Consider the following 12,408-nt stretch of genomic DNA (forward strand, 5'->3'; position numbering starts at 1 on the left):
TGAGCTTGGCTCATCACGACCGAGGCGGGTAAACGCCTGAAGTAGACATTAAGTATCTAATCGCCTGGTAGGGCATCATGTTGTTGTGAGGCTGGTCCCCACCGACCTCGCTGATGGCCGCCGGGCTCATGACATTGCCCCCCCCTTTGGTGTTTGTAAAGCAGGTTATCGGAGGCCGGTTATCCGCATTGGCCCACATCTGGCCACTTGGGTTTTTTATATTGCCTTTAAACTTGCTGGCAAAAGCCGGATGATAATGCGTCGCCATTTGTGCGACACTTAGTTTCACCGTTGCTTCGCCCGCTGCTTCGGTGAATTTGTAAGATGTAAGTTGCTCCGACGGTCCTTCTTCGGGCTTCGGTGGCGACATCTGCCCATACAGGTCACAACCAACCGCGGCCCTTCCGCGCAAATCAGGTAATGCAAAAGTGGTCTCGCCGTCACCGCCGAAGGTTTTCTTGAGGAGGGAAAGCATCGCTGTATTCTTGCTGCCTACCATTAGTCGCCCGTCACAGGGAAGACACTTTTCCGACTTCACGTTCCCGGCAAAGATCCTGACACATCCTAAATAACCTTCGAGCTGGAAGTCTTCTCCCGGAAAAATGCCATCTACACAAATCATATAGTTGACTGCCAGGTACGGCGACATATTATTGTGTGGCACGCCAAACCCTACCTGGCTGAGGGCCTGATCACTCATTGTGGCGTTGGGCTGCCTGACGTATACGGGGTCCGAAGGCCAGTAGTTATCTGACGGGCTCATAACGTTTGAGGTATAGGAACTTGCCAGGGCTTTATGATTGTGCTTCGGCATCTCCTGCATGACAAGGCCGTGGGCCTCTTCCCCGCCGTGAGCAAAGCTCGGATAATCCGGGCCATTGCCGATCAGCACCCGGTTGCGAAGGTCCGGTACCTTGAAATTTCTGTTATCTCCGCCGAATGTCGTGCCAATCAGATCAAAAAGGGCATGGTACCTGTCTGCTGGCAATGTTCTGCCATCGCAGGGTACCCAATATTTGATCTCCCCTGGGAAAGCGTACATTCTGATTTCTGCGATAAATCCTTGTGCCATAAAAAAATCGATTAAGAATTAGACGTGATCAAACAAAAGGCGGGAACTCGCCGTCAACCGCAATACAGTATACGAGTGCCAGGATCGGCATCCGGTTTTCATGTGGCTGATCGCCTCCTTCCGGCATGATACTTTCCGTGTTCATTAGAATATTGTTTGGGAAAACGTCGGCTGCGCCGTACCGGCGCCCGTGTTCTTCAGAAGCCGACCATAGCGCATTGGTTGCGTCTTTCGAGTCGACCTTGTCAGAAGTACTGCAATTAGCGATATGGCTGTGTCGAGGCAGGTTTTCCAATCCCAGCCTGACTGATTCCGAACCGCCCATTCTCCCGATTGGATTACGGTCACTATGGCCCAGCGGTATACGTGACCGCAGGTCGGGCAGTGCAAAATTTGTCACCCCGTCGCCCCCGTACCGGTTGCCCAGCAACTGGAATAAGACCGAGTAATCCGCTATCTTAAGGATGGCGCCATTACAAAGGGCCCAGTGAATGGGCACAAAATCCAGGGCAAACAGTGCTATTTCTCCAACATAAGGTTCCATATTATTTAGTATTTGAATTGAGGTTAAGGGTTAATATTACTATCACGGATTTCATCCGAAGACAAAGGCCGATCACCCCCGGCTGCAATCATATACTCCATCGTGAGGTAAGGCATCATATTGTTGTGCGGCGCATCTTCCCCCGCTTCGCCGATCGCTGCCGGGTTCATTACTTCACCCGCCCCTTTCGCTCCCGCGAAGCCGTTGATCGGCGGACGCAAGTCTTCATTCGCCCATACCTGCCCGACAGGATTTGAAGTGGTGGCTTTTGCGGCTGCCAGCGGGAGATGGCTGTGCCGGGGCATTTCCGCAACGGTCAGTTTTACCGACGCTTCCCCGCCCTTTTCTGCCAACTTGTAATGTGAAAGCCCCTTAGGTTCGCCGCAAAAGACCGTCGAACGTCCCCGCAGATCGGGCAATGCAAAAGTAGTTTTCCCATCCCCGCCATAAGTCGCACCGATCTCAAGGAACAATGACCAATGGGTTTCAACCAGCAAAATCGTCCCATCGCAGGGAACCCACCAGCCGGGCGTCAATTTTTTTGGAAAAGCTCTGATCGTACCGATGAAATCATCTTGAACCCGATAAGTATCGTCGGGATAACCACCCTGGAGGCTCATCGCATAATTGATGGCCAGATAGGGCGACATATTACTGTGTGCAATGCCGCTACCGGCCGGTTCGGTGGCCTGATCGCTCATATTGCCGTTACTTTGCATCACATACCCGGCATCCGAAGGCCAGAAATGGTCTTTGGGAGTGGCAGTGTCCGATCCGTTTGCGCTCGCTATCGCTTGGTGGCGATGCTTAGGCATTTCCGGAACGGTAAGCTCATGAGTCTCCTCGCCTCCCATGGTAAAAGCCGGATATTCCGGCCCCCTGCCAATAATCACTTTGTTCCTGAGATCGGGCAAATTAAAATAGTCGTCATCTCCTCCGAAAGTATTGCCGATCAATTGGTATAATATGGGATGTTGATGGACAGACAACGCCGAGCCGTCGCAGAACCTCCATCCCTGTGGCAGCCACGGAAAGGCGAACATCCTGATCTCTGAAATGTATGGTCTCATTGTGATTGAATGATTAAAGATTGATTACTATCCACGTGGCGGGTACAGGCCAAACAACGATATAATGTAGTTGACGGCAAGAACAGGCATCCGGTTTTCATGCGGCTGATTTCCACCTTCCGCTTGTATCCCTTCCACGTTCATGCCGATGGTTGCCGGCGGCGGTGCGTACCGCTTCCCGTGATCCGGGGAAGCCGACCAGAAAGCGTCCGTAGCGTTTTTCGAGTTAGTCTTGTCGTCGGTACTGCATGCGGGCGCATGCCTGTGTTCGGGTAAATTTTCCGTTGCCAGCTTCACAGTTTCCGTGCCTCCCTGGCGCCCGATGGGATTGTTGGAGCTTTGCCCCAGCGGGATTCGCGACCGGAGATCCGGCAACGCGAAATTCGTGATCCCATCGCCGCCATAAGTGGTGCCGATTAACGTGTACAACACCGAGTATTTTTCAATTGCGAGCAGCGAACCGTCGCAATAAGCCCAGTCAGTCGGAAGTTTAACTCCGCCAATAGCCCTGATTTCACCAACGTAGGGTTCCATATTATCTGATATTGAATGTGGTTAAGGGTTGAAATCTGATAAATTTTGAAATAGGTAAATGATAGAAGATCTTGCAGCATCTTGTTCCCGCGACCGACCGTGGAGTGAAGTGTGACAAATAAAGCGTGTTCAGTTTGTCAAGACCATTGCCGTCGGTGGTATTAGTCATATTACATACAGTCGCATGGACAGCCCCGGCAGAAAGGCAAAGGGCGAAGCTAACCGATAGACCAGTTTTTTGAGATCAAACCATATATTGATAGCGTTTTTTGAGTATCACAATGCTCTCTGCAAAGGAAATTGCTATTCACAAATCATTTCCTACCCATCCGGGTAGTTTTAAATCGGTTTTGGTATTTTTTGCAGAGTTACTTCGCCAATCCGGTGCGAACTATCTCAACGGATTCCTGAAACGCAGCAGCAGCTCGCTTCGGCTCGATATCTGGAGCTTGATGTAGATGTTTTTGATGTGGTATTTGACGGTTTCCACCGATATGTACAGCTTATCACCAATGTCTTTGTTGGATAAGCCATTTTGTAGTAACGATAATATCTCGATTTCCCGGACGGTTAATTTAGCGTCCGGTTGCTTTTGCTGGGGCCGGTTGAAAAAACGGATTACTACCATGGCAATTTTCGGAGAAATGGCTGCCCCTCCGGCCAGCATTTCTCTCAGCCCGGCCCGGAGTTCGCTCAACTGAGAGCTTTTGAGCATGTAGCCGGTTGCCCCCGCACAAAGTGACTGGAATATTTTCTCCCGGTCTTCAAACACGGTGTACATCATCACCATTGCCTGCGGGCTGCTTTCTTTAATGTGCCATACAGTTTCGATCCCGGACCTTCCCGGCAGGCCGATGTCGCACAGGAGCAGGTCAAGACGTTGTGCGGGATTCCAACGATCCACGAATTCTTCAAACGAAGCGGCAGATAGGATGAGTTCGAAATCGGGTTGCACTTCAAAAAAGTCGATCAGCACCTGCCGAATGCCTGCTGTGTCTTCAATAATAGCTAGTCTATTCATCGTAGCTGTAAAGTTAAGCGGGATCCTGGGTGTGTTTTCCCACCCGTACAGGTAGTTCTATACCGCTTTGCTTCTTTGCCAATGTGACCATTACTCCCCGTTTTCCGGATTCTATTTTTAGCTCAGCGCGAATCTTGTGCGCCCTGTTGTGCATATTCTTAAGCCCGTTTCCCTGGCTGGAAAAATCACCGAGCCCTTTCCCGTTGTCTGTAATGCACATTCGCCACTGCGAATCGTTGAAATCAAGGGTAATCTGCACTTCCCCGGCTTGCGAATGTTTACATACGTTGGTGATCGCCTCTTTATAGATGAGCCACATATTCTGTCGAACCTGCTGGGAAAGAAAAGTGAGCTCATTAATTCCATCATTTTCAAACCCGTATTGTATCCCAAGAGGCTTCAGGGCAAATTCGGCATAATCTTTCATCCGTTCGGTTAATGTTTTGGCATTGTCGTTCCGTGGATCGATGCTCCACACCACGTCGTGCATGCTTTTTACAGCCAAACGCCCTGTCTCTATAATTTTGCGGAGATATTCCTTTTGTTGGCTATCGTCGGCATACTGGAGAAAATCAGCCTGAAGGGCAAGACCTGAAATCAGTCCGCCTACCTCGTCATGAAGATCTTCGGCTATTTTGAGCCGCAGACCTCTTTCTTTTTCCTTTTGCCGCTCCAGGTATCGGAATACGGCCACCCCCAAAACCAGGGCGGCAATGATTATCCATATTTTAAACCATATCGTTTCTGAAAATTGTGGCTTTATCATGATTGTTTCCGCCGCCACGATCGTGCTGACCTGCCCGTTGGGCGCAGCCGTACCCACTTCAAGCCGGTAAGATCCCGGCTGCGGCCTTACGAGTGAAATCTCTTTGTTACTTCCCAGCCTGCTCCATGCCATGTCTTTATTGAGCCTGAAAAAATAGGGGGTCTCATCGGTAGCTCCGCTGATGTCCCCACCCAGGTGGACCGTAAATGAGATGACGTCAGAGGGGATCACGATTTCTTTCCCTGAATGATACAGAAGCGTAAAATCAGATTTCCGGTCATTGTCTCTTGTCTGAGTAAGAAGTTGGGTCACGTAAAGTGCCCCCGGAGCTTTGGGGCCGGATGCCAGAAGCTTGTCGATAGGTATTACCACTACACCGCTGACGGTTCCCAGGAAGAGCGTATCGCCCGCCAAAAATGAGGAGCCGGTGTTAAATTCGTTCGAGGGTAAGCCGTCGTTTTCTCTGTAGTTCCGGATCAGGCCGTTTTGCAGGTCGATCCGGCTGAGCCCGTTGTTTGTACCTGCGAGCAGCACATTCTTCCGAAAACTAATGGAGTAGACCAGGCTACCGGCCAGGTTCTTCGTTTCATCGATCCATGCTACCCTGGAAAAGGTACGCCGATCGAGCACGACAAGCCCCTTGCCAATGGTGGCTATATAAACCCGGTTTCCTACAAAAGCAAGCGAGGTACAACTGGTCTGGTCGTTGCTGCGGTAGACAATTTTGCCAACTCCTTTCTTACCATATTCAAAAACAAAAAGGCCATCGACAGTACATACCCATAAAAGGTTATCCTGCATGTATAAGGCGGAAACATGCACCTGGCGCGCAGCAAATTCAGCATTGTTTCCATTGCTTTCGATGATTTGCTTCTTTTTAAGATCAGCAAGATAAAAACCCTGGTAGCATCCCACCCAAACAAGATCGCCTGTACGGACAATAGAGGTGACATATTTTTCGTACGGATGCCTGTATCCGTTCATGGCCTGCGAAAAGGTTCCTTTTGGAATGTCGTACCAATACAAACCACCGCCTTCAATGCCCAGTAGGAGCGTATCTGCCGACCACGGGACGATTTTGTAGACGAAAAGCAAATTGGTTAGCTGCTTTTTGATGCCGGTGCTTCCGTCAATTTTGAGAAACCCTTCTGAGTAGGTCCCCAGGAATATATCTCCGTTCGGGTGTTTGTAAATGGATCTTATGCTGTTTCCCCGGGTCAGATCGATAGCCTCGATGCCTGGTTTGTCCGGTGCAAGGGCGACTTGAAAAATTCCTCTCTCCTGACCGGATTCGTACACGATAAGCTGGCTGAGGTTGTAATTATTGTGTTCGGGAATGCGCTTTCCGGCGATAAGGCTTTGGACTCCCTGGCCGGCCGATGTAATGCGGCTGCTATTAAAATCATAAATAAAAAGCTCATTTTCGATGGTAGTTACCAATACCTGATGCTTGGAAAGCGGGGTTAGGTAAGCGCAGCGCATGGGTTGGGGAAGTCCCACGTTTTGTATGGTTTTTGAATTGCAATCCAGTATTTTCAGCTCTCCCCGGTCGGTCAGAAACAGTATTTTTCCCGAATTGTGGTAGACCGGGTGTTGAATAGATTTATCAGACAAGCTGTCCTGCCTGATGATATCTTTCAGCAGGTATTTGTCAGTTTCAGGATGAAGCCTCACGATGCGGCCAACGTAGCCGGTAGTAAGCCATATATCGCCGTCGGCCTGTTCGTGAATCCAGTTGACCGCCCCTTTCCTTGTCCCTTCATTAATGTTGTCTTTCAGGTCAAATACCAGATGCAAACTGTCTGATTTCACCTCAAAAAGTTTTCCCCATCCTGCCGCTACCAGTACACGTCCTGCACGGGTCTGCATTACATAACCGGTAGCGCCAGCGTTATCCGTATCCTGTGCAGCGGTAGGAAATGGGAAAGAATGATGTTTCCAGGTTTTGAGGTCTAACCGGATAAGCATTTGCCGGGTGCCTATCCACAGGCGGTCGTGACCATCGCAGTGAATAAACTTGATGGTATAAGGCTGTATCCCAAATTGTGGGCCCAGTCCTATAACATTATTTCCGTCGAAGCGGTATATATCCCGGTTGGTAAAAAACCAGAGAAGCCCTTTTGAGTCGTAGACCGCCTGTTTAATATTGCGATCCTTGAACTGCCTGGGAAGAGATATGTCCGTTATCTGTAACCTGACCCCGGAGGCGTGCGTAAAGGAAAGTAAAGAGAAACCCAGCAATACCGGGAAAATAAACTTCCGACAAAAATCGCCCTGTTTGCCGGACACACTAGATACTCTGGCTAAATCCGGAACGGAGAAAGTTTTCATTAGGAAAGGGTCTTTTTAGTCAGAATGGTGTGAAGCAGGTCGATACCGGTGCCATCCGTTATGTTGTTCACGATAAAAACTGGTAACCTGGCAAATAAAGCACTTAATGTTGCGGAATCGTTAAAACAGGACGTCACGAAAACGTCACATTTTAAACGGTTGCCGTAAAACTCGCCGCCCTCAGTAATTGACAAAGAAAGGGTCTTGTGTTAGAAAAAATACGATGCCTCCGACCATCTTATTCCGTGGCAAATTGACCACCAGCCGTAATTCGCTGTATTTCGAAAAAGAAAGATAGAGTAGGGAATTTAAACCGAAATGATCTGGTCAGCCTAAAATGAACTCCCAAATATGCCAAAAAATAAATAGGGAGAGTTTTTTATAGGATAAAAAAGAAAAAAACTCCCAGCGATAATCTGGAAGGCTTCCATACCCGCAAAGGAACAAATGTCGAACCAGGTATTGAATGATTTGCGAAAAATATGCGATTTAAGTTATTGGTGATTTTTAAATATGACCACCTTTATTTAAGTGCTTTGAGGCTTTCTTTTACGATGGATTTTTCCCGCGTGGCATTCTTTTCGAATAACAATTGTCAGAACTTGCATGTCCCGGCTTTCTTTATTTGGAGGTTTCAAATAGGAGTGATTTGTCACAATTTGCCATTAGTGCTGGTTCGGGCCTACAATACTCGTGAGCCGTATTCTCCTGTACGAATTTTTTGTAATTTGAAAGCAACCTACTTCAGTGATAGTTAGCGGACAGCGCCATGAAGCATCGATACTTCCTAATCTCGCTTTTGCTCCCGGTATGCTTGGGATGTAATTTTCTTGACCTCGACATTTTTGAAAAGAAATGTAGCACCTACATTCCGCAGAAATACAAATTCGGTTATCAGGAAGCCGAAATCTGGACCACCTCCAGGAAAATGAAAGTAGGCGACACTATTTTCATTCGCGCGCATATTCCCGAAGCCATATTTGATTCACTAAGCGGCCGACCGGTGGCGGTGCGCGGCCGGTTTGGCCTGTTCTTCAGACTTTCGACGGCTTCTTATTTTACCAGCACCTCACCGTTTGCGGTGGATACCACTATTGTCCGTGTCTTTCATACTTATTTTGATACTTTTGTCCGCAATGGCAAGCAAACAGCCACTTACAGCTTCGAGGCCATTAACCAAGGCGGCTTCTGGAACCTGAACATTGGTTTTGTTGCCAAAAGGAAGGGGGCATTCGATATTTATCCCGCGGTGGATTTTTTGCAAACCGAAGAAGTGCTCCCGAAAGGTACCTGCATGCTCGGCGACTCTGAGAAATACAACGCTATGATCCGGATCAGGTCGAGGAACAACCGAATCAACGAAATTTATCCGGTACTGCCACAGGGCTTGGAAGAAAGCTTTGGGTTTATTGTTGAGTGAAGCTTACCGGATACAAAAATGGGTTGAGTGTTACTTCTCTTGGCGTCTCAAAAAACGAGTAACATCAAATGGTCTATAAGTTTTGAAAAAATGTCTTGGACCTTACATTAAGCTAAAGATCTGCCACATCATCATCACAACATTGAGAATAACGAAAAATCTAACCAGTGCAGTGAGTTTGGGTGAAGAAAGTGGAGTCCTTAAAAGACAGATGATGGCTAATACACTCAGAACGATATGTAACGCGGTTAGAACACGGGCGTTTTTTACGAATGGCGGATAATTTGATAGATACAACTGCCTGGCGGTCTCAAAATCAATCTTGTTGACCAGAGTCACTTTGAACCACAAGACGAAGCTCAATAGTACACCCAAACTGAGCAGCATCCCTATTGGAATAAATACCTTTTTGCTGATTGATTCCTTCATTGCCTTGTGGTTAAATAACGGGTAAACTCTTTTTCTATGTCAGCTCTGACCGTTGACGTGTACGCCGGAGTTTTAAAAAATACGTGCGAGTTCGACACGCCAAAGATAGCATTTAGGTCTTAGCAGAAGATCGAAACCAACACGTTCATTGTTGATCGTTGAACCGCCATCGGATCGACTCAGAAAACGACGTGATTGGAAACGCCAGCCAGATATTATGGTTATTACCAAAAACATAGTAAATATGAAGGAATTGCGGGCTACGATAGCTGATGATTGAAATCATACAAGGGGACATTACGAAAATTGCAGTTGATGCCATTGTCAATGCGGCGAACACTTCGCTCCTTGGAGGTGGCGGGGTGGATGGGTATTCAATAAATGAAGTTATAGTGATGTTAGCGGAGTTAAGCGACGAACGAGACCCGCCAAGTATCAATGACGGCCTTAGCTAGGCTGGTACTGTAAAAACTTGGGCGTGACTGTTCTGACATGGCGCAAGTATGCATTGAGGTACTGCATCCGGAACCAGGTTTAATAGATTTGATGAATGTGTGAGTAATTACTGCCCCCGCACATGATTCTTCCAATTAGACCAGTGCATCTGCACCTATCTTTTCAGTATTTTCAAATTTTGAGTGTGAGCGGCGGTGCTAACTCGCAGGAGGTACATTCCGGCTTGTTTTTGAGCCATCGATATGGTCTCCTGGTAGGTGCCTGTTCCGGCGGTCATCACTTTATCCAGGATCGTACGGCCAGAGATGTCCAGCAGCTGCAGCCTTACCTTTTTTCCTCCAACACCTTCTATATTGACAGAAAACTGATCATCCACGGGATTAGGATAAGTAGTAGCGCTGAACGCTACTTTCGGGGTTTCTTCTTCGACCGCCACATTTTCATCCTGGGCCGTGCGGCAGATGTCGCAGGCAGCTTCCTCGGCTTGCGAAGCCGGGGTATCAGGATGAAAAACATAATCAACCGATGTTATCAATGCCCCGGAATTTCCACCCGCAAAATACAGGCCATTGCCGTAGGTAATGGTATTCAGGTGTTTATAGGTGGATGATGATGGGTTTGACCACCATGTGTTGGGTATATATCTTAAAATCTTACCGTTAGTCCCGGTAAACACAAAATGATTGTGGTAAATGACATCTGTAAAGTCGGTCTGGCCTATATTAATTGCGGGGGTTAGCGGTGTCCATTTATTGCCGTTGGGAGAGGTGAGGATGGTATTATTGTGTCCAACCAAAATCCATTGTTCGTGCCCAAATGCCACACCTTTGAGGTGGTTCGTAGTGCCGCTGTAATGGTACGACCAGGCATTTCCATCCGTCGAAGTTGCAACAACACCCGAATTTCCGACGAGCACGAACATTCCGTTTGCATAGGCCACGCTATTGAATGAGTAAAGGACCGTGTTAGATGATTTCTTCCAAACCTTTCCGTCGTAAGAATACAGAATAAGGCCATGGTTCCCGACTGCCACAAACTTTCCATTGCCAAATGTGACGCCGTAAAGATTTTTTCCAAATTCAACCTGGCTATAACTCCAGTTTTTCCCATCCTGCGAAGTCTGGATCAATGCATCCGACCCGACGGCTACAAATAAATTATTTCCGAAAGCTACATCATGAATTGATTTTCCGCCACCGACCAGCTTTATCGTTTGCCCGACCGTATAATTCACCCCGTCTGTCGAGGCAATAGCGAGGTTTGTATTTCCAAGCCCCGTTGTTCCATTGTCCAGCGGGGCACTTCCTACCGCTATAAAAGTCCCGTTTCCGTAGGCCGAGCCATTCAACTGCATGGTTCTGAAATTGGTGGTTGTTGAAGACCACGAATAACCGTTGTTATACGATGAACGGAACGTTCCCTTGCCTCCAATAGCCAGAAATGAATTCTGTAAAAAACGGACGCAGTTGAAATACCAGGCTGATCCGGTTGGCTTGGGTGCGTCGCCCCAGTTTGAGCCATCGGGAGACACCAGTGCCACACTTTTATTCGAGCAAACGGCTACAAACCGGCCGTTCGACGGATTGCAGTCGAGACCACTCAGGGACAACGTTTTGTCCTGGTTTGGCGTGTAAGTCCAGAATATACCGGTGTTTGAATACAAAATTGTTCCCTTGTCACCAACGATTACAGCACTTCCGTTCAAGCCACCTTTTACCGCCCGCAACTCATTATTCGTGCCAGAGCTTCTCACGGACCAGTTTGTGCCATTGTCCTGAGAAATTTTGATCACTCCGTTCGATCCTACGGCAACAAACATGTAATTCAGATAGGCAACGTCATTCAGATTATCCAGACCATTTGGCTGTTGTGTCCAGTTTTGGCCATCTGTCGATGTCAGTAATGCGCCTGCTGAGCCTACGATTACGAATGTTCCGGAACCGTAGGCGACACTCTTGAGTAGCTGTCCCGTACCGAGCGATTTTTTGCTCCACGAAATCCCATCCTGCGAAGTGAGGATCACACCCGGACTGCCGACTGCAACAAACAAGTTGTTTGCAAATACGATTCCGTATAATGTGCCAGTGTTGCCCAGGCCAGACTGCTGTGTTTTCCAGGTTGCGCCGTCTGTCGAAGTACGGATGATATTATTTTCACCTACTGCAACATATTTGCCCGCTCCAAAGGCCACGTCCTGAAGCTGTTGCTCCGGGCTCAGTGTCAAGCCTGTCCATTGAATTTGAGCATTCGCAGTGAGGATTTTTAATAATAAAAAAACAAATGTCAGTGTGTGAATGAAATAATGGAATGGTCTGGTGGTAACAATTTTTTTCATGACTGATAATTTGAAATAATGGCTGAACTGCCCTTCTGGAAAACAAACTAGAATGTCTGCTCCGAAGGCAATGCAAACCTAGGGCGGATAAATGCCGGCAACAATTTCAGGGGGTACACAAAAGGTAAACGACCTTTAAACGGGGGTATACAAAAGGTGCACAAGGGCAGCTAAACCCTCAGGGTGAGGTGTTGGGGGGAATTCAGCGGCCGATTACTGGTAGATAATTTAGTTAACTCAACCTGAATCGAACCAGTGATGTTGCTTGTAGCGTTGGAATATGCCTTTGTCAAAAGTTTTAAAAGCAAAAAAGCCCCTCAGCTTGCGCTAAGGAGCTTTTGTAATCCCGACGGAACAAATGTAGAACCGATTGTTTGGCGCCTAAAATTAAATTTCAAAAATAAATAACTGAGAATGAACTGTATATCTT

9 protein-coding genes and 1 pseudogene are annotated in these 12,408 nt (G+C 47.8%); 2 read left to right on the forward strand and 8 right to left on the reverse strand.

What is annotated here, in order from left to right; all coding sequences use genetic code 11:
• Positions 1-13: 13 nt before the first annotated feature.
• The 6 genes from BP71_RS23455 to BP71_RS23480 form a co-directional block, all read right to left on the reverse strand.
• Positions 14-1,072: a phage tail protein gene (locus tag BP71_RS23455; RefSeq protein ID WP_496383764.1), complete on the reverse strand. Its 1,059-nt coding sequence runs from the start codon at positions 1,070-1,072 to the stop codon at positions 14-16.
• 28 nt (positions 1,073-1,100) lie between these two features.
• On the reverse strand, positions 1,101-1,616 hold the full coding sequence (locus BP71_RS23460) for a phage tail protein (RefSeq protein ID WP_496383766.1): 516 nt from the start codon (positions 1,614-1,616) through the stop codon (positions 1,101-1,103).
• 23 nt (positions 1,617-1,639) lie between these two features.
• Positions 1,640-2,686 (reverse strand): phage tail protein, encoded by a 1,047-nt coding sequence (locus BP71_RS23465; protein WP_496383768.1) that lies wholly within the window; start codon positions 2,684-2,686, stop codon positions 1,640-1,642.
• 27 nt (positions 2,687-2,713) lie between these two features.
• The gene (locus BP71_RS23470; RefSeq protein ID WP_496383770.1) at positions 2,714-3,220 is read right to left on the reverse strand and encodes a phage tail protein; all 507 of its coding nucleotides are present in this window, start codon (positions 3,218-3,220) and stop codon (positions 2,714-2,716) included.
• A 391-nt stretch (positions 3,221-3,611) separates the two neighbouring features.
• Positions 3,612-4,241 carry a response regulator gene (locus tag BP71_RS23475; RefSeq protein ID WP_496383772.1) on the reverse strand — a complete coding sequence of 210 codons (630 nt, stop codon included), beginning with the start codon at positions 4,239-4,241 and terminating at the stop codon, positions 3,612-3,614.
• 13 nt (positions 4,242-4,254) lie between these two features.
• A complete protein-coding gene (locus BP71_RS23480) occupies positions 4,255-7,338 on the reverse strand; it encodes a sensor histidine kinase (RefSeq protein ID WP_496383774.1) in 3,084 nt (1,027 codons plus the stop codon).
• Between the two features lie 769 nt (positions 7,339-8,107).
• On the opposite strand from BP71_RS23480, the gene BP71_RS23485 reads away from it, so the two are divergent.
• Positions 8,108-8,758, forward strand: coding sequence for a hypothetical protein (locus BP71_RS23485; protein WP_496383777.1), 651 nt, complete (start codon positions 8,108-8,110; stop codon positions 8,756-8,758).
• A 102-nt stretch (positions 8,759-8,860) separates the two neighbouring features.
• Here the strand turns inward: BP71_RS23485 and BP71_RS23490 are convergent, their stop codons facing one another.
• Positions 8,861-9,187: a hypothetical protein gene (locus BP71_RS23490; protein ID WP_496383779.1), complete on the reverse strand. Its 327-nt coding sequence runs from the start codon at positions 9,185-9,187 to the stop codon at positions 8,861-8,863.
• Between the two features lie 272 nt (positions 9,188-9,459).
• Between BP71_RS23490 and BP71_RS23495 the strand changes: the two are divergent.
• Positions 9,460-9,558, forward strand: a pseudogene (locus BP71_RS23495) (RNase III inhibitor); the annotation flags it as partial.
• 239 nt (positions 9,559-9,797) lie between these two features.
• Here the strand turns inward: BP71_RS23495 and BP71_RS23500 are convergent.
• The gene (locus BP71_RS23500) at positions 9,798-11,978 is read right to left on the reverse strand and encodes a YCF48-related protein (RefSeq protein WP_496383781.1); all 2,181 of its coding nucleotides are present in this window, start codon (positions 11,976-11,978) and stop codon (positions 9,798-9,800) included.
• Positions 11,979-12,408 lie beyond the last annotated feature (430 nt).

The sequence above is a fragment of the Dyadobacter ginsengisoli DSM 21015 genome, from assembly GCF_059568735.1.

Bases quoted from the DNA above. Each gene is read 5' to 3' on its own strand.
- BP71_RS23480 (WP_496383774.1), bottom strand. From the start codon at position 7,338: ATGAAAACTTTCTCCGTTCCGGATTTAGCCAGAGTATCTAGTGTGTCC.
- BP71_RS23465 (WP_496383768.1), bottom strand. From the start codon at position 2,686: ATGAGACCATACATTTCAGAGATCAGGATGTTCGCCTTTCCGTGGCTG.
- BP71_RS23470 (WP_496383770.1), bottom strand. From the start codon at position 3,220: ATGGAACCCTACGTTGGTGAAATCAGGGCTATTGGCGGAGTTAAACTT.
- BP71_RS23490 (WP_496383779.1), bottom strand. From the start codon at position 9,187: ATGAAGGAATCAATCAGCAAAAAGGTATTTATTCCAATAGGGATGCTG.
- BP71_RS23500 (WP_496383781.1), bottom strand. From the start codon at position 11,978: ATGAAAAAAATTGTTACCACCAGACCATTCCATTATTTCATTCACACA.
- BP71_RS23475 (WP_496383772.1), bottom strand. From the start codon at position 4,241: ATGAATAGACTAGCTATTATTGAAGACACAGCAGGCATTCGGCAGGTG.
- BP71_RS23455 (WP_496383764.1), bottom strand. From the start codon at position 1,072: ATGGCACAAGGATTTATCGCAGAAATCAGAATGTACGCTTTCCCAGGG.
- BP71_RS23460 (WP_496383766.1), bottom strand. From the start codon at position 1,616: ATGGAACCTTATGTTGGAGAAATAGCACTGTTTGCCCTGGATTTTGTG.
- BP71_RS23485 (WP_496383777.1), top strand. From the start codon at position 8,108: ATGAAGCATCGATACTTCCTAATCTCGCTTTTGCTCCCGGTATGCTTG.